The 18169-nt window shown below is 68.2% G+C and carries 9 protein-coding genes; 2 read left to right on the top strand and 7 right to left on the bottom strand.

What is annotated here, in order from left to right; genetic code table 11:
• Positions 1–359: 359 nt before the first annotated feature.
• Positions 360–1949: a helix-turn-helix domain-containing protein gene (locus DL990_RS32460; protein WP_125800962.1), complete on the bottom strand. Its 1590-nt coding sequence runs from the start codon at positions 1947–1949 to the stop codon at positions 360–362.
• Positions 1950–2203: 254 nt separating this feature from the next.
• Here DL990_RS32460 and DL990_RS32455 point away from each other — a divergent pair, with 254 nt between their 5' ends.
• Positions 2204–3406: a phosphatidylserine/phosphatidylglycerophosphate/cardiolipin synthase family protein gene (locus tag DL990_RS32455; protein WP_125800961.1), complete on the top strand. Its 1203-nt coding sequence runs from the start codon at positions 2204–2206 to the stop codon at positions 3404–3406.
• A 67-nt stretch (positions 3407–3473) separates the two neighbouring features.
• On the opposite strand, the gene DL990_RS32450 is transcribed toward DL990_RS32455, so the two are convergent.
• From DL990_RS32450 to DL990_RS32430, 5 genes are all read right to left on the bottom strand, one after another.
• A complete protein-coding gene (locus DL990_RS32450) occupies positions 3474–5897 on the bottom strand; it encodes a glucan 1,4-alpha-glucosidase (RefSeq protein WP_125800960.1) in 2424 nt (807 codons plus the stop codon).
• A 177-nt stretch (positions 5898–6074) separates the two neighbouring features.
• On the bottom strand, positions 6075–9371 hold the full coding sequence (locus tag DL990_RS32445; protein WP_125801042.1) for a DUF6801 domain-containing protein: 3297 nt from the start codon (positions 9369–9371) through the stop codon (positions 6075–6077).
• A 1183-nt stretch (positions 9372–10554) separates the two neighbouring features.
• Positions 10555–11451 carry an aminoglycoside phosphotransferase family protein gene (locus DL990_RS32440; protein WP_125801041.1) on the bottom strand — a complete coding sequence of 299 codons (897 nt, stop codon included), beginning with the start codon at positions 11449–11451 and terminating at the stop codon, positions 10555–10557.
• A 100-nt stretch (positions 11452–11551) separates the two neighbouring features.
• Positions 11552–12673: an HAF repeat-containing protein gene (locus DL990_RS32435; protein WP_125801040.1), complete on the bottom strand. Its 1122-nt coding sequence runs from the start codon at positions 12671–12673 to the stop codon at positions 11552–11554.
• Between the two features lie 324 nt (positions 12674–12997).
• Entirely contained in the window at positions 12998–16447 is a 3450-nt protein-coding gene (locus tag DL990_RS32430) for an indolepyruvate ferredoxin oxidoreductase family protein (protein WP_125800959.1), read from the bottom strand.
• Between the two features lie 162 nt (positions 16448–16609).
• Here DL990_RS32430 and DL990_RS32425 point away from each other — a divergent pair, with 162 nt between their 5' ends.
• A complete protein-coding gene (locus DL990_RS32425; RefSeq protein ID WP_125787087.1) occupies positions 16610–17080 on the top strand; it encodes an Lrp/AsnC family transcriptional regulator in 471 nt (156 codons plus the stop codon).
• Positions 17081–17143: 63 nt separating this feature from the next.
• Here the strand turns inward: DL990_RS32425 and DL990_RS32420 are convergent, their stop codons facing one another.
• Entirely contained in the window at positions 17144–18118 is a 975-nt protein-coding gene (locus DL990_RS32420) for a YafY family protein (protein ID WP_233598995.1), read from the bottom strand.
• Positions 18119–18169: the final 51 nt, after the last annotated feature.

Below are 18169 nucleotides of genomic sequence, written 5' to 3'. Positions count from 1 at the left end.
GGAGTGGCGCTCTCGGTGCGGAATTCGCCGTTTTGTCCGGTATTCACGTAGGTGTCGTCATGTCTCGGACGTCCAGTCGGCGCGGGTGGCGTTATCGCGTGATCGGACGGACGGCACACGTGTTCAGACGAACGACTCGCGGCGGAAGGCAGGTGGCGTATGGATCCAGCGGCGTTAGTCGGTCCGTGAATGCCTCGTTGCCTGCCTTGAGGGTCGATGCCAGGAGCTCAAGGCCGGTCGAGTGTTCGCGATCCGGCGGTTTTCGTGCTGACTCGAGCAGGTAAGTACGTGGAGCAAGCGGACATTTCCCGTGATTCGCGTCCGGCCACATCTACGTCGCGGTGTCCGACGCGCCGCTCTCAATCGAGCCTGAGCAGGACCGGGCTCCCGGTGACGGTGACGTCGGCACCGGGTGTGACCGGCGCGCTCGTCCCGTCGAGCTGTTCGACCGAGGTGGTGCCGTGGGCCGCCGGGATCCGCGCGGACCGGTCGATGGTCCACCAGATCAGGAACGTCCGGCCGCCCTGATCGAACCGGCACTGCCACAGGTGATCGGGCAGCCCGGCCGTGCGACCTTGCCCGCAGGAATGGATCCGGCTGCCCGCCAGCCACCGGTGCAGGCGCTCCACGTGGCGGGCCGCCTTCGTGTGCGGGCCGCCGACGGGCTGCAACACGATGGGGATCTTGGCGCTGCCCCAGTTGTAGAAGTACATGCGGCGGTATTGCGCGTAAAGCCCGGACAGGAAGAACCGGACCGCGTGCTGCGCGCCGCGATCGGCGTCCACGGGCCGCTGCCTGTTCACGTCGTACGCCGAGCCGGTGCTCCAGAGCCTGATGCCGGCACCGGCCTCGTGCAGTGCCTTCTCGATCTCGTTCGCCAGTGGCAGCATCGTCTCCGGCGGGTCGGAGTCGTTGCGGGGAGCCAGCTTCACCGCGCCGGCGTCGCAATGGTCGTAACCGCCGAGCTTGGCGAACTGCCGCAATTTGTCGAACGCCACGGGATCCCAGAGCTCGCCCATCGACGGGCACACCACGGTCACGGCCGGGTCGACGGATTTGATCACCTGGCTCGCCCGGCGGGTCATCTCCACCAGTTGCGCCGTCGAACCGCTGAAGAAGTCTTGGTGATTGGCCATGTCCCACAACTCGTAGGCGTCGATCCGGCCGCGGTACTGCTCGACGACGGTGCGCACGAAACGCTCCCAATCCGCGAGGTCGTCGGGCGGGCCGGAGCGAGAGTCGTCGGTGTAGACCGATTTCGGGCTGTTCGGGCTCGCCCACGACGGGGTGCCGCCGAAGGTCAGGGTCACCGGGAGTCCTGCGCCGCGGGCGCCGGTCACGAGCCGTTCGAGCGTGTTCCAGTCGTACCGGCCGCGAGTCGGCTCCAGGTTCTGCCACCGGGTGCGCGTGTTCCACAACCGGACGGACCCGACCTCGAAGGACGGCATCCGCCCGGTGTTCGAATTCGCCGTCACCCCGACGAATTCCGGATCGATGGTGCGTGGCGCGTTCGTCCACATCGACGCCTGGATCGTGGCGGGTGCCTGCCGATCGGTCGGGGTGGCCATGGCGCCCCCGGCGAGCAGGACGACCCCGAGGACCGCGACGAGCGCGAGGTTCGCCAGTGGCCGCCTGCGCCCGGGCGACGTCAGCGTGTCCGACGGCGCGTCGGTGTGCCGGACGACGGTGTCCGGGATGGCGGCGTCGCCCAGGTCGGCGCGCTCCCACAGTCGGTACAGCTTCGCGAGTTCCTCCCGGTCCGCCCCGCACGCGGTCGCGATCGCCTCGATCGGCGCGAACGTCGTGGGAACACTTCGCCCGGTGCAGTAGCGGTGCACCGTCGACCGGCTCAGGTGCACCTTGCGTCCGAGCAGTTCGTAGCTGAGCCCGCTTTGCTGTTTCCGCTCGCTGAGAAGTGCCGTCAGCGCGGCAACCGCCTCGCTCGCCATACAGCTGAGCCCCCTCCGCGTGACGTGCCGGTCTCCCGATTCAGCCGCCTGCCGGGAGCCCCTGGACGGAGAACAGTGTCCCACCGCCTGCCTCCCATCGCCGTGGGTTCACGTGATCGCATCTCCCGGCTCCGACGTCACCGCAGGTCAGAGGCCGGATTTCGTCCCACCGTCTCGTTCCTGGCGTTTTCGCTTGTCTGGACACTTCGCGCTGAGCAGCGTGGACCCGGAGGCAATACAGGGGAGGAATCGACATGAAACCGCACAGGAAACGGATCGGCGCGCTGGCGGCCGCGCTGCTGATGACGGGCGCGGCAGACGGCCAGGCCGCCGCCGCGTCGGCGCCGCCACAACTGACGACCAGAGCGGACTTCAACACTCCGGGCGGCGGGCAAATCGTCGAGCACCTGCGAAGGCTGATCGATGGCGCACCCGCGAACTCGACCATCAGGACCGCGCAGTTCCTTCTGCGGGACGAGCCGATCACGGACGCGCTCGCGGAAGCGGCGGAACGTGGCGTCCATGTCCAGGTCCTGGTCAACGGGCGGGCGACGGGTCATCCGAACTACCAGGACCTGAAGAACCGGCTGAAGAAGACCGGCGACGAGAAATCGTGGGCGAAGAGCTGCGCGGACGGCCGAGGGTGCAACGGCGGGAACGCGATGCACAACAAGTTCTTCCTGTTCGAGCGAACGCTGGGCGCGGCGGCCGTGGTCGCGACCGGATCGGCCAACTTCAGCGAGAACACGACGGGCGGCAAGGGTGGCTGGAACAGCTATTACACCGACGTCGGGAACGCCGGCCTGTTCGCCAGGTACAACGACTACTTCACCGACTTGCGCAAGGTCGCGGAGGGGGCAACGGCGAACCCCGACTACTACGAAGCCAACCCGCCCGTCGTCACCGGGAACACCAAGAGCTACTTCTACCCGAGGCTCAAGGACGAGGGGAACGACACCGTCGAGAACTCCTTGAAGGAGGTCGGCTGCTTGTCGGAGAAGAGCAAGATCCGCATCGGGGTATGGTCACTCACCCGGATGAAGATCATCGAACGGCTGCGGTTCCTGGCAGCCCTGGGTTGCACCGTGGACATCGTCGCTTTGCGGATGACCGCGGGCGCCTGTGAAACGCTGATGAAGGGGCAGCCGGATCGAGTGCGGCTTCGCGGCTTCAAAGCCGGGAACGAGCACGGCATCCATGAGAAGAACATGATGATCGAGGGCGACTACCTGAAGCCGGGCACCAAGGTGGTCTTCACCGGCAGCCAGAACTTCAACAACCCGTCCTTGCACGAGAACGACGAGAACGTCATCCGGATCTTGGACAACGACGGGATCTACCGGAGTTTCGTGAAGAACTTCGAGCAGGTGGCCGACGCCGCCGACGAGGAGATCGAGTCCCCCGCGGACTGCGTGAAGATGCTCCCACCCAACGAGCCCGACCCTGCCGAAGGGTAAAGAGGGGAACCGCTCAGCGTCTCCGATGTCACCTTGGAGACGCTGAGCGTCCGAGTGACCGAGAGGGTCAGGGCCGCCAGGTGTCGTTCAGCGCCAACGTGCAGCCACCCGAAGCGGTACCGGCACGATTCGCCCCTGATTCCCAGACGATGTTGCCGCCTTCCTTGCGGATGTACTTGTACTGGAAGGCGGCATCCTTCGGCAGCGTGACATTCGCCGTCCACAAAGGATAGTCGGCCGAGGCCATCGGGACGGCGTTCGCCGGATTCCACGCACCGAGTTCCGCGCGGTCGCCGACGACGAAGATGTTCTGGCCCCATGAAGTGGTGGCGTTCACCGTGAACTTCGCCGACACACCGGTGCAAGCGGCGCTGTACCGCTGCTTGACCACCGACGGTGTCTCGACCGGGGCACCCGCGTCGATCGAGTGCGCCAGCCGGACGAATTGCGCCATCGACCAGGCCAGCGGTGTCGCCCCGCCGGTGCCTTCGCCGAAGGTGAAGCCACCGGTGCTCGGCCGGTCCCAGACCTGTTCGGGGATCAGATAGCCGGGGTTCGCCGCGGCGGCCATGGCGGCGAGATGCGTTGTCGCCTGGCGGCCGTTGGCCAGTTCGTACTCTCCGCGTTCACCGGTGAGCAATGGCCACAGCCGTCCGACACCGGCACCGGTGTAGGGCCCGCCGGACGCGGTTTCGCCGTACCCGTCGTGGTTGTACCGGTACCACATCGGACCGTTCGGGGTGTTCACCTTGAGCGTCGAGTCCACCTCGGGCAGCGAGGCGGCGACGTCCGGATCCGCCGCCGGTTTCACGCCAAGGCGCACGAGGTCCAGGAAGCCGGCGTCGATGATGGAGCGCTCGTCGTGGTTGCCGCCCCCGTTCTGCAGGAAGATGTTCTGGCCGTCGTCGGGATTCCCGTTGCCGTCGATGCGGTGGAAGTACCGGCCGTCACCGAGCGGCCCGGACTTGGTGAACGTCCAGGCGCTGACCTGCGACTGCCACCGGTCGGCGGTTTCGCGGTACCGAGCGGCGCCGGCGGTGTCCCCGTTCCGTTGGGCGATGTCGGCGGCGCAGATCAGCCCGGCGATCTCCGCGGCGATGGTGGAGGGCGAGTAGCCGCCGTTCTCCTCCCAGCGTTCCTGCGGGGTGGACGGGCCGCGTGCGACGAGGAAGTCCGCGGACTTCTTCACCTTCGCCCACATCCCCGCGTCGAACCGGCCCAGTTGCCACGCGAGCACGATCGGGAAGGCGACCTCGTCCATCTGCAGACTGGTCCAGCAGTTGGTGCCGTCGAGCCGGGTGTTCTGCGGGAACGAGCCGTCCGGCCGTTGCTGCACGGTGAACAGATAGTCGACCGAACGGTTGGCCGCCGCCGAATCGCCCGCCGCGATCTGCGCGGTCGAAACCTGGTAGAGATCGCGGGACCAGACGGCGTGGTATCCGCAGTCCCCGGTGGTGTTCGCGTCCTTCGCCTCACCCCACGGATTGGTGAGCGACGCGACGTTCGCTCCCGGATACGTCTTGTCCTCGTGGGCCTTGAGGGTCATGAGCGCGACGTTGTACTGCGTGGTCAAGCCGGCTCCGGTGATCGAACGGGGCACCGCGGCCAGCGAAGCCAGATAGCCGTTCCAGCCGGACCGGTACGCGGTTTCCGCCGCCGCGAAACCACCCGTGAGAGAGGCGGACGCGTTCGCCGACGCGGCGCCGCGATCGCCTCCGAAACCGACCGCGAGGGTGAAGGTGGTGTCGGTGCCCACGGGAATCTGCCCCAGTTGCACCAGGTTCCCCGGCGTGGAGGCCGAGTCGTACTGCGTGCCGAGGACGTGATCACCGCTCAGGTCGACATAGCCGTCGCTCGCCGACCCGCTGTAGCCGCTGGTCGCCTTGACGAAACCGGTGGAAGCGGCCAAGGCGCTGGACACCGGCCCGTCCGAAGCGACCAGCTGCCCGCCGGAAGTGGCGCCGGTGTCCCCCATGCCGCTGTTGTTCAGGGACGGGTTGTACAGCGCGTACAACTGCAGCGGGCCTCCGCTGAGCACCTCGAACCGGGTCTGGATCAGCACGGTGGACCGGGCCGGGTCGGCGGTGTGGGTCTTGGTGATCCGGTAACGGCCGTTGGTGGCGGTGTTGATCTGCCGGTAGCTCAGCGAACGTGGATCGGTGAGCACCAGCTGTTTGGTGGTGTGATCGCGTTCGAGCTGGGTGAAACCGGCGCCGTCGGACACCACGTACTGCAGATCCTGGACGTTGGCGACGTCCACGGTCGGGTAATAGATCTCGTGGCTGATGCCCTGGCCGAGGGTGAACCACACCTTCGACGCGGCGTCGGTGGCGGTCCCGAAACCTTCTTTGCCCCCGGTCGTCCAGGCCGCCCCGGTGCCCGGCGCGCCGGGAGCGTCCGCCAGCGGCGCGGCGCTCGCCGGCACGGGTGCCACGAGAGCTGCCGCGGTCACCAGCGCGATTGTCGCGCGACGCCGCTTCGGAGATTTCATGTCGATCCTTCCCACAGGCTTCATCGACGGCAGGATTTGTTGTTAGCGGCAACTTATTCGCTGTCCGTCTTCACCGGCAGGGCCGATCGGAGTAACCCGGACCAATCGCGAGGGTGGTCCGGTCATGGATCCGGCCCCGCCGCGAGGTGCGACGGGGCCGGATCGGGTTTCCGAGGATCAGCCGACCGGGCGCGGCTTGAGGTTCACCTCCACCGTGTTGCCAGGACCGGAGGCGACACGGCTGACGATGTCGTTGAGGAACCCGCAGCCCTGCAACGGCGGCAGGGTGTAGGAACCGGTGAGCTTGCCACCGGCCAGCGGGTCGAAACCGGCCTTCGACTGGAGCGGGATCTGGGCCGGCGTCTTCGTCTGGCAGGCCGGGCTCGCCGAGACCGGGAAGCCGAAGATGCTGATCCGCGGCAGTTTGACGGTCACCGCCGAGGTCGACTTGAGCACCCCGGCCGCCAGCGTGCCGGTGGTCTTGCCCGCCGACGCGAACTCGATCTTCGCGTTGACCGGGACGAAGCCCCAGAGCGTGAGGTTCGCGCTCGTCGGGTTCAGCGTGAGGTCCGCGTCGAAGGTCCCGTTCGCCAGCGTGATCGCGGCGTTGATACCGCCACGCAGGTCGATCGGGCCGGCGAGCTTCTTCAGCTGCGTTTTGCCGGTCAGGTCGTAGCTGTACTTGACGACCGGAGACGTGTTCGGCTGGGTTTTCGCCGTGACCGGCGAGGACGCGGCCGACTTGTTCCCCGCGGCGTCCTTGGCGACGACAGTGAACGAGTACTCCGTGTCGGAGGCGAGACCGTCCACGGTCGCGGAAGTCCCCGTCACGGTCTTCACCAAGGTGCTGCCGTTGTACACGTCGTAACCGGTGACGCCGACATTGTCGGTCGCGGCATCCCACGCGAGGCTCACGCTGGTCTGCGTGGTCCCAGTGGAACGCGGGTTGGCCGGCGCACCGGGCACCTCCGTGTCGGGCGCGGCCTGCGTCCGGACGGTGATGGCGGCGCTGGGGGTCGACATGTTGCCCGCCGCGTCCTTCGCGACCACGGTGAACGAGTACTCCGTGTTCGCGGTGAGACCGTCCACCGTCACGGAAGTCCCGGTCACGGATTTCACCAAGGTGCCGCCGTTGTAGACGTCGTAACCGGTGACGCCCACGTTGTCCGTCGCCGCGTTCCATTCGAGACTCACGCTGGTCTGCGTGGTGCCGGTGGAACGGGGGTTGCCCGGCGCGACAGGAGCCTGCGTGTCGGGCGCGGCCTGCGTCTTCGCCGTGACCGCGGCGCTAGGAGCCGACGCGTTGCCCGCGGCGTCCTTCGCGACCACGGTGAAGGAATACTCCGTGCCCGGCGCCAGACCGTCCACGGTCGCGGAAGTCCCGGCCACCGTCTTCACCAACGTGGTGCCGCTGTAGACGTCGTAACCGACAACGCCCACGTTGTCGCTCGACGCGTTCCAGGACAGCGCGACGCTGGACTGGGTGACGTCGGCCGCGGCGAGACCTGCCGGGACACCAGGTGCTTCGGTGTCCGGGACCGTGGCCGTCCGAGCGGTCACCGGCGCACTGGGCTCCGACTTGTTCCCTGCCGCGTCCTTCGCGACGACAGTGAAGCCGTACTCGGTGTCGGCGGTGAGACCGTCGACCGTGGCGTTGGCCTCCGTCACCGACTTCACCAATGTGGTGCCGCTGTAGACGTCGTAACCGACAACGCCGACGTTGTCGCTCGACGCGTCCCACGCCAGGCCGACGCTGGAGGCCGAGGTACCGGTCGCGTGCAGGTTGCCCGGCACACCGGGCGCCTGCGTGTCGGGCGCGGCCTGCGTCTTCGCCGTGACCGCGGCACTGGCGGCCGACGCGTTACCGGCGGCGTCCTTCGCGACGACGGTGAAGGCGTACTCGGTATCGGCCGTCAAACCGTCGATCGTGGCCTGAGGTTCCGTGACCGACTTGACGACCTCGGCGCCCTTCAGAACGTCGTAGCCGGTGACACCGACGTTGTCGCTCGAAGCGTCCCAGGCCAGCGTCACGCTGGTTTGGGTCGTTCCGGTCGAGTGCACGTTCGCGGGTGTCGTGGGCGCCTGCGTGTCAGGAGCCTTCGCGGTCTTGGCGGTAGCGGGCGCGGTGGCGGGCGAGACGTTGCCCGCCGCGTCCTTGGCCTTGACGGTGAACGCGTACTCCGTGTCCGGGGTCAGGCCGTCGACCGTGGCCGACGTGCCGGTCACGGACTTGACGAGATCGGAGCCCGCGTAGACGTCGTAGCCGGCCACGCCGATGTTGTCGGTGGCGGCGCCCCAGGACAACGCGACGCTGTTCTGAGTCACTTCACCGACCGTCACGGCACCGGGCGCCGAAGGAGCGGTCGAGTCGGCGGCGGGAGTGACGGTGAAGGTGTGCAGGACGTTGGCCTGACCGTTCGCCGGAGTGCAGTCCGCGACGAACGTGCCGAGGCCGGTCTCCGCACCGGAAGCCGTCAACGGCGTCATGGTCAGCACGAGATCGTGCACCGAAAGCGTCGCCGTTCCCGGCTGGTCGAACCGCAACGCCGGCGCGGAACCGCTCGCGTTGACGATCAGGTCGTTGCCCTTCGGCGGAATCGGCTGCTGCGGGATGGCCGTCGGCACGCCGACCGCGAGATGTCCCTGCGGACTGGAGACCAGCGAGGTGGCCAGCGCGGAGCCCTTGAGGGTTTCGGCGCCGACGAGACGAAGACCCTCGGTCGCCGTTTTGCCCGCGTTGGACACGGCCGTGATGTCGATCTTCGGGGTGAACTGGCCCACCGGGATCGTGTCGGGCAGCGTCGCGTTGACGTCGACCGTGACGTCCTGGTTGCCGATCAACGGGAACGGGCAGCTGTAGATCTGCCGCAGCGGCGGGTGATTACCCGTGCCGACAACGGCTTCCGGGGCGACCGGCGAACCGGTCACCGTGTAGGTCTGGAGGACGGTCTCCTGCCCCGGCGCAAGGACGCAGTCCGAGGTGAAGGTACCGAGGCCCGTCGGGGTTCCGTCGGCCTTGAGCGGGGTCATCACCAGCTGGAGGCCGGTCACGGCGAGCGACGCGGTGCCCGGCTGGTCGAACCGCAGCGCGGGAGCACTGCCCGTGGCGTTGACGACGAGGTCGTTGCCCACCGGCGGAATGGGCTGGTTCGGCACGTCGGAGTCGACCTTCACCGTCATCGTGCCCTGGCTGCCGGGCATCGTGACGGTCGAGGTCGCCTTCGCGGTGCCCTTGATGGTTTCGGCGCCGACGAGACGAAGGCCCTCGGTCGCCGTTTTGCCCGCGTTGGACACGGCGGTGATCTCGATGGCGGGCGTCAATTTCCCGGCCTCGATCGTCGAAGGCTGGGTGGTCTTGATGGTGACCGAAACGTTCTGATCACCGATCAACGGAAATGGGCACGAGTAATTCTGGGTGAGCTCACCCGGAGCCGCCGCACTGGTGCCCGAGCCTATCGTGAGACCCAGCGCCACCAAGGCCGCCGTACTGACGACGGCGATGCCCCCAGTGGCCAGTCTTCGACTACGTCTTCTGTGTTTCACAGGTCCCTCTCCAACACATAGACCACGCTCGCCGAAAACGCCGAAAACGAATGACACCCGCTTCCGCGGGGTTCATCTTCAGCGGGCGCATGTGCACGTTTACGGTTATGCCACAGGGAATTAACACACCCGCCGGGCACGCCAGGCAAGCAAAATCACAAAGCCCGTGAGACCATTCGATGTCTTTGTCACACGCGATCGATTCGCCCTTCGCGAATCTGTCAGCCGCGCGTCCAAAACGTCCGTCATCACGTCGTCGAAGGTGGTTACTCGCCAACAGGGGCGCGGTCGGGTCGGAGGTTGGCTGTATCCGGCCCGCCGATATCCGCGACCGGGCGATGACCACGCCTCGCCGCGCATCACCCGCCGCCAGCGAAGGACCCCTTCACCACCCTGAGGGCAGGGTTCTGGCAAAGTTGCATAACCGCACAGCGGCCTGACATCTTCTCGACGACATTTCCGCGACGACGGTGTCCTTTTTGGGCACCTTACGTGGGGTCGTGAGTGGCAATGACGGTTAGAGCCAAGGGTGTCTTAGGTACCTACATGGGTTCCGGCTGCGGTTGATGCCAGGCCCCGGTCCGTGGAGATGTCGTGAAGGGCACCTTTGAGACGATCATCGTCTCAAAGGGCACCTTCACGACATGCGAGTTCGACGCCAGGCCATCGGAAGCACTGAAGCCAGGCACCAAGTGGCGGGCGGGTCGGGATCGCAGGTCCGTGAAGGACTCCTTCCCTACCCTGAGAGTAGGGAAGGAGCCCCTCACTACACGCCGGCCCGCATCAGCCCGGGCCGAGGCGGGCCCCGCTGCCACGGGCGGGCAGGAACGCCACCGTGTGCCTCAGCGCTACAGCGACAGCGCGTGAAGCCCCATCCTTGCGACTACGTAGGCATAAACCAGGCATTTCACGACTCGGAGGTGTCCCTTGTGGACACTCATAGTCTTGACTCATTCCGCGAGTAAGCCGAATCGCCACTCACGACCCTGTCAGCAGTCCCTCCGGACAGTCGACGATGTCCGGTCACATCACCAGGAGCGCCACCGGCCCCTCAGGGCAGGCAAGGAGGCCTTCCCTGACCGGTGAGCGCGGTGACCCATACGCCACGTTTGCCTTACCCCTCAATGCCGGAAGGCTCCGAGAAGATCTCGCCCAGAACGCGCCGCGCGTCCGCGGCTTCCTCGTCGGCGCGGCCTCTGGTCCGCGCGCAGGCGACCAGCGTCTTCCACAGAGCCCAACCACGCCCTCGCGCCCACGCCGCGTCGTCGACCGAAAGCCGTTCGCGGAACGCCTGTCTGCCGTCGGCGCTCAGCAACGTCCAGGCAATGGCGATATCGCAGGACGGGTCGCCGACACCGCAGGTCCCGAAGTCGATGACGGCCGCCAGTTCCCCGCCGTCGAGCAGCAGGTTCCCCGGCGCGACGTCGCCGTGGAACCAAATGTCCGCTCCGTCCCAAGGAGCGTCCAGGGCCGTCTGCCAGATCTCGCGGGCCAAGCCGACGTCGATGTCGCCGTCCAGCGCCGTGAGTGCGCGCTCGGCAGGCGCGTCATAGGTGCGCAGGGTGGCGCCCCGGAACCAATTGTGCTTGCCCGGCTGTGGACCTTCCGCGGCATCGACCTTCCGCAACGCCGCCAGGAAACCGGCCAGGTCGAGAGCGAACCGGACAGGGTCGGAAATACGGCCCGCGCTCGCGGGTTCGCCGTCGAGCCACCGGTACACAGACCACGGGAACGGGTAGTCCGCGCCGGGCCGTCCCTTCGCCAGCGGCACGGGAATGGGCAGCGGCAGCCTGGGCGCGAGAGCAGGAAGCCACCGCTGTTCCTTGTCCACCGCCAATGCGTACTCGGCCGCACTCGGCAGGCGCGCCACCATTTCCTCGCCGAGCCGGAAAGTGACGTTGTCCCAACCGGATTCGGCCACGACCCGAATCGGGAGCCCGGCCCACCGAGGGAACTGCTCGGCGACCAGTCCGCGCACCTGCGCCACATCGACGGCGACTCGCCGCGGCATCGGACCGAGATCCGGCGTACTGCTCAACACGACATCCTTGGTCGACGAGGTCTTGACCGGTCGCGCCTGCCGAGCAGGCGCGACCGGGATCGCCGAGACGTTAGTCGAGTGTCCAGTAAACCGCGTGGGACTTTCCGGCAGCGGTGCCGGCGACACCGACGACGCGGCCGTTGTCGCTGATCCGGTAGGCCTGGCTGCGGGTGCCGCCGGGCAGCTTGCCGAGTTGCCTGCGTTCCCCGCTCTGGAACCAGACCGTCGCCTGACTCTGGAAAGTGCCCGCCGCGGTGCCCTGCGCGTTGACCGCTTCGGCGTCGGCGTCGAGGCCGTCGTCGGCGAGGACGGCGACGTCACCGGCGGGATCCCAGATCACGGCCGAGCGGCGAGGCGGGTTGAGGTAGCCGGAGCCGACCACGTAGCCGGTGGAGCTGATCCCGTAGACCCAGACGGAGTGCGGGCTGGGCCATTCCATGGGGTGAACCACGCCGTCCCGGTCCCATTTCGCCGGAATCGGCGTCCCGCCGGCCTGGCGCATGGTTCCAGCGGCGACCCCGTCCTCGTTCATCCGGCTCGCCCCGCTGCTCGCGCCCAGTGGCGCCAGCTCGGTGATCGGCCCTCCGTTCACCCACCGCACGGCCTGGTTCGCCGCGGAGCGGACGGCGCTGCCGACGATGATGGTGCCGTCGGCGGAGATGCCCTCGGCCATGCTCCAGGTCTCGCCGGGCAACGTACCCAGATCCGTGGCCACGCCATCCGGATCCCAGCGGAAGCCGTGATAGTGGTTGTCCGGCGTCAGCCAGTTGCCGACGACGACGCCGGTGTCGCTGATCGCCCACGCGGTGGCGTTGTGGTAGCCCGGCGGAAGCTGCAGCGCGGTCGCCTGGCCCGCGGCGTCCCAGCGAACCGGCACGGCGGTGGTCGCTGTCAGCACGTAACCGGCCGAGACCCCGTGACTGTTGATGTCACGCACCTGGCCCTCGGTGCCGCCTGGCGTGGGCAGCGCCATGATCTGACCGTCCGCGCTCCAGCGAACCGGATGACTGCGCTTCGGGGTCGGGCCGAACAACGACAGGCCGATCATCTCCCCCGCCTCGTTGACCGCCAGGACCGTGCTCTCGTCGTCGCCGGGCAACGTCCCGAGATCCACCGGCCCCACCGGGGTGGCCCGCGCGGTCCCCGTCACCGCGCCCGTGATCACCACAACCGCCGCTACCAGCGACAACATCCGTCTTCGCCCCGTCGGCACACGATTTCTCAGCACGATGACTCCCCAATCCCGATCCGGTGGTATGCGATGTGCAGCCCCCGATGCGACAGTAATGCATTTCCTTCACGAATTGCTCGCGTCGTGATGTCGTTACACACGAACAGCCGACCCGATTCCGCCGGGAAGTCAACCCTTGTGGCCTGTACGCGAATAGTGCTATCCGGTTGCCTCGTCCTCGAAACCACGCAAATTCGTGATACAAGAACCGCGCGGAACCCGGAAAACGCTGCCGGAAACATAAAATGGTGACAAAGTTCGCGATTTCCTCAACACCTGAATCCGTCAGCCGCTCACGCCGAGCCGCTCTCCCGGCACGAGCCCGGCGAGGAGCGCGGACTGTTCCCTCTGGTAGGCCTCGACGTTCGCCAGTTTGACGTCTTCGTAGCCGCGGACCAGATCGGGCAACTCGGCCAGCGCCAGGAGCCTGCCGCGATCGGCGCCCTCGGTACCGAAAGCGGCGAGGATCGTTTCCCGGTACTGCGTGACGAGCTCCCGCTCCACCTTCCGGACGTGTGCCTTGCCGAACGGGTCCCAGCGCGTGCCGCGCAGTTTCCGCGCGGCACGCAGCGCGACGAACACCGGGCGGAACTTCGGGCCCAGTGCGATCTTCCGCTTCATCCCCAGCGCGCGGAGCACGGGCGGGTGCAGACGGTAGGCGTAGCGGCTGCCCACCCCGAACTCCGCCTCGATCCCGGCGAGCACGGCTGGATCGAGCGAGAGCCGCGCGACCTCGTACTCGTCCTTGTAGGCCATCAGTTTGTGCAGGTTGCGGGCCACCGCTTCGGTGACGGCGGTCGACTCCCCTTCCAGCACCCGGACGCGCTCGACGAACTCGGCGTACTCCCGCGCGTAGCGAGCGTCCTGGTACTGGACGAGTTCGGGCACGCGGATGTCCAGCAGGCGCGCCAGTTCCGAACCCGGCTCCGCGTGCACGAGTGCGCGGGCACGCAGGGCGGCCGCCGTCGGGGCCGGGGTCGCGGCGACGGCGGGAGGGGCGACAGCGGCGTGCAGTCCGTCGGGATCGGCGACGAGCTGCCTGCCGCGCCGGAACGCCTGGAGGTTGCCCGCGACGGCGACGCCGTTGAGTTCGATCGCGCGTTCCAGGCTGGCCGCGTCCAGCGGGATGGCGCCGGTCTGGTGTGCCGCGCCGAGCTGGAGGATGTTGGCGAACTGGTCGTCGTCGAACAGGGTTTCCGCCAGTGCCCGCGCATCGAGCGCCACGGTGCGCGCCGCGCTCTCCGAGATCGCGCCCCGCACGGCCGCCGCGTCGGGGAAGGACACGGTGGTGTCGACGACCATCCGGCCGGTCGGCACCTCGGTCGTGGAGACCACCGCGGTGGTCCGGCCGGGGTCGGTCACCGTCAGATTCGCGGGGTCCGCGCCGACGAGGACGTCACAGGACAGGTAGAGATCGCATTCCCCGGCCGCGAGTTTCGGGGCCTGCGGTGTCGGCTCCGCGGTGATCTTCAGATCGGAGACGACGGCGCCGCCCTTCTGCGCGAGCCCCGTCTGGTCCAGGGTCCGGACCTGCCTGCCCTCGATCACGGCGGCCGTGGCGAGGATCTGCGCGACGGTGACCACGCCCGTCCCGCCGACACCGGTGATCCGCACGGTGAAGTCGGTGCCGGTGGTCTCGGGCTCCGGCAGTTCGGCCGCGGTGATCTCCGCGAGCCGCGCCCGGTGTTTGCGCCCGGTGGGCAGCACCGTCATGAACGACGGGCAGTCGCCCGCCAGGCACGAATAGTCCACATTGCACGACGACTGGTGGATCGCGGTCTTGCGGCCGAACTCGGTGCTGACCGGCTGCACGGACAGGCAGTTCGACTTCTCACCGCAGTCGCCGCACCCCTCGCACACCCGCTCGTTGATCACGACCTTGGCGGCCGGGGTCTCCAGCTTGCCGCGACGGCGTTTGCGGCGCTTTTCCGCGGCGCATTCCTGGTCGTGGATGAGCACCGTGACCCCGGGAACGCGGGCCAGTTCCTCTTGGGTGCTCAGCAATTCGTCGCGGTGCCGGACCTCGACGCCGTCGGGCAGCCGCACGCCGCGGAACCGCTTCGGCTCGTCACTGGTGATGACCACCTTGGCGACGCCTTCGACCAGCAGCAGCGACGCGAGCCGCTCCACCGGCAGCCCGCCGACGGCGTCCTGTCCGCCGGTCATCGCGACGGTCGCGTTGTAGAGGATCTTGTAGGTGATGTTCACCCCGGCGGCCACCGCGGCCCGCACCGCCAGGCTGCCGGAATGGGTGAACGTGCCGTCGCCGATGTTCTGCACGAAATGCGAGGCGTCGACGAACGGCTCCATCCCGAGCCACTGCGCGCCCTCGCCGCCCATCTGGGTCAGGCCGACCACGTCCCCGACCTGTTCCGGTTCCATGAACAACGCCATCGCGTGACAGCCGATGCCGCCGCCCACCACCGTGCCCTCCGGCACCTTGGTCGAGGAGTTGTGCGGGCAGCCGGAACAGAAGTACGGCGTCCTGGTCAGCAACGGCACCGAGATGCGCTCACGGCGTCGTCGCTGCCGCCACTCGGTCACCGACGGGATCTCGTGGTGCTCGCTCAGCCGCGCGGCCAGCACCCTGGCGATGGCGTCCGGGTCGAGTTCACCGAGTTCGGTGCACAGGGTGCGGCCGTCCGGACCGGTCTTGCCGTGCACGGCGGGCGCTCCGGCGGTGCCGTACAGCACCTCCTTGATCGCCGACTCGACGAAGGAACGCTTCTCCTCCACCACGACGATCTCGCTCAGGCCGTCGGCGAACCGGCGGACGATCGACGGTTCGAGCGGGTGGATGACGCCGAGTTTGAGGATCCGGATCCCGTGCCGGGACAACGCGTCGGCGTCCAGGCCGAGCAGCCGCAGCGCCTGCATCAGGTCCAAATAGGACTTTCCGGCGGTGACGATGCCGATGCGGTCCGCGGGTCCTTCGTGGACGATCCGGTTGACCCCGCTCGCGCGCACGTACTCGACGGCCAGCGGCAGACGTTCGGTGTACAGGCTGCGTTCGAGCGCCATCAACGTGGTGCCGAGCAGCCGGGAGCTGGGCTTGTGCCGGTACGCGGGCATGGCCAGCTCCGGCGCCGTCCACCGCGGCCGGACGTGCGCGGTGCCCGCGGCGTCGGCCACGTTCGCCACGAGTTTCATCGACGACCACAGCCCGCTCGCCCTGGACAGCTCGACAGCGTGCAGGCCGAAGTCCAGCACGTCCTGCGAGTCGGCGGGGAAGAACACCGGCATGGCCAGGTCGGCCAGCGCGAGCTCGGAGGCGCAGGGCACCGAGGAGGACTTGGCGTTCGGGTCGTCGCCGACCAGCGCCACCGCGCCGCCCGCCGGATCGGTTCCCGCGAGGTTGGCGTGCCGCAGGGCGTCGGTCGCCCGGTCGAGACCGGGTGCCTTGCCGTACCAGAAGCCGGTGACCCCGCCGCGCGACGAGCCGACCGACGCGGTGAGCTGGCTGCCCATCACCGCCGTCGCGGCGAGCTCCTCGTTCAGGCCGGGGCGGTGCACGACGTCGTGCTTCTCGAGCAGGACGGAGCGGCGGCCGAGCTCGAGGTCGTACCCGGCCAGCGGGGAACCTTCGTAGCCGGAGACGAACACGGCGGGGGACGCCCCGGCGGCGCGGTCGTGCCGCACCCGGTCGAACAGCATCCGGACCAGGGCCTGGACCCCGCTGAGGTAGACGGTGCCGTCTTCCCGCAGATACCGGTCCTCCAACGTGAACTGCTCCACCAGACCTGCCTCCTTCGGCACCCCCGTGCGATGTCACGACAGGAGACCCGACCGCGCGGGCCGCCGCAACAAGCGGCAGTCTATTGACCAACAGCACGCAAAAGATCCGGCCCATCCTGACCGCTGGCCGATATCTGTTGCGTCTGCGTACCATCCTGGCTCATGGCGGACCAGCTCATCGACGAGACCGATCGCGAAATCCTCGAACTGCTGCGGGAGGACGCCCGGCGCACCCTCGGCGACATCGGGGCCCGCGTCACGCTCTCGACCGCGGCGGTCAAACGCCGCATCGACCGCATGCAGGAGGCCGGCGTCATCGTCGGCTACACCGTCCAGATCGACCACGCCAAACTCGGCTGGGCCATCGAGGCGTTCACCGAACTGCGCTTCACCGGGACCACCAAAGTCGGCGAGATCGTCCGCACCACCACCCGGATGCCGGAGGCCCAGGCGGTGTTCACCATCGCGGGCGACCCCGACGCGCTCGTCTGGCTGCGGGTGCGGGACATGGGCCACCTGCAGCAGACCATCGACGAGATCCGGCGGCACCACCAGGTGACGGGCACGAAGACCCTGATGGTCCTGGACTCCTGGACACGCGGGCAGCAGTGGCCCCACCCCGGCGACACCTGAGCCGCCGTGTTACGCCTCCAATCACGCGAGTTACGCCTCCAATCACGCGTGATCGCCCTCTGATCACGCGTGATCGCCGTCTGGCCCCTTGCTTCCCCGGACCAGCCGTTCCCCTGTCCGCGCGACGTACTCCCCGAACTCCGCCGGTTCCTCCACCGCGAACTCGATGTCGGTGAGGGTCAGCACGACGGCCAGCCATTCGAAGGAATCGACGTACGCGACATAGCGGCAGCGGTGGTCGCCGAGGGCTTCGAAACTCCCGTCGATCCGGTGGAGCCGGGCCGCGGCCTCCTCCGCGCCGACGTCCAGGGTCAGCGTGATCCGGAGCGATTTCGGGCTGTGGAAGCGTTCTTGGAGATGAGCCGCGACGTCGTCCACGGGCAGGGTGCGGGGCTCGAAGGCCACCTCGGCCGACTTCGGCTCGGCGATCCGGTCGAGGCGGAAGCTGCGCCAATCCCGTCTGCCGAGGTCCCACGCGTAGAGGTACCACCGCCTGCCGAGCTGGACGAGGCGCATCGGCTCGACCGTCCGCGACGACGGGCCGCCCTTCGCCGTGTACGCGAACTCGAGGCACCGGCGAGCCGCGATCGCCGCGGCAAGGACGTTCAGGACGTCCTGAGTGACCCGCGGTGGTTCGCCGGTCCCGAACTCGACCGCGGCGAGCATCGCGTCGGTCCGTTTTCGCAGCGCGGCGGGCAGGACACGCCGGAGTTTCGCGGCGGCGCGGTCCGCCGATTCGGCGGTCAGGTCGACGCCCGTGCCGCCCGCCGCGGCGAGCCGCAGCCCGAGCACGGTGGCGATGGCCTCGTCGTGTTCCAGCATGAGCGGCGGCAGCGCGGTGCCCGCGACGAGACGGTAGTTGCCGCCCGGGCCGCGGCTGCTCTCCACGGGATAGCCCAGGCCACGGAGATGGTCGATGTCCCGGCGAAGCGTGCGAGGCGGGACTTCCATGGCCGTCGCGAGTTCGGCGGCGGGCCACTGGCGGCCGGACTGCAGGAGCGACAACAGCCGCAACATCCGTTCCCGTGGTGCCGTCATGACGCCTCCCGCTAATTGTGGCCGTAAACCGGCCACATCTCATCGTAGCCT

The organism is Amycolatopsis sp. WAC 01416, assembly GCF_003947485.1.
In the GTDB taxonomy this organism is placed as follows: domain Bacteria; phylum Actinomycetota; class Actinomycetes; order Mycobacteriales; family Pseudonocardiaceae; genus Amycolatopsis.
This window is presented reverse-complemented; position numbering and strand designations above follow the sequence as displayed.

Bases quoted from the DNA above. Each gene is read 5' to 3' on its own strand.
- DL990_RS32460 (WP_125800962.1), bottom strand. From the start codon at position 1,949: ATGGCGAGCGAGGCGGTTGCCGCGCTGACGGCACTTCTCAGCGAGCGG.
- DL990_RS32455 (WP_125800961.1), top strand. From the start codon at position 2,204: ATGAAACCGCACAGGAAACGGATCGGCGCGCTGGCGGCCGCGCTGCTG.
- DL990_RS32450 (WP_125800960.1), bottom strand. From the start codon at position 5,897: ATGAAATCTCCGAAGCGGCGTCGCGCGACAATCGCGCTGGTGACCGCG.
- DL990_RS32440 (WP_125801041.1), bottom strand. From the start codon at position 11,451: ATGCCGCGGCGAGTCGCCGTCGATGTGGCGCAGGTGCGCGGACTGGTC.
- DL990_RS32435 (WP_125801040.1), bottom strand. From the start codon at position 12,673: ATGTTGTCGCTGGTAGCGGCGGTTGTGGTGATCACGGGCGCGGTGACG.
- DL990_RS32425 (WP_125787087.1), top strand. From the start codon at position 16,610: ATGGCGGACCAGCTCATCGACGAGACCGATCGCGAAATCCTCGAACTG.
- DL990_RS32420 (WP_233598995.1), bottom strand. From the start codon at position 18,118: ATGACGGCACCACGGGAACGGATGTTGCGGCTGTTGTCGCTCCTGCAG.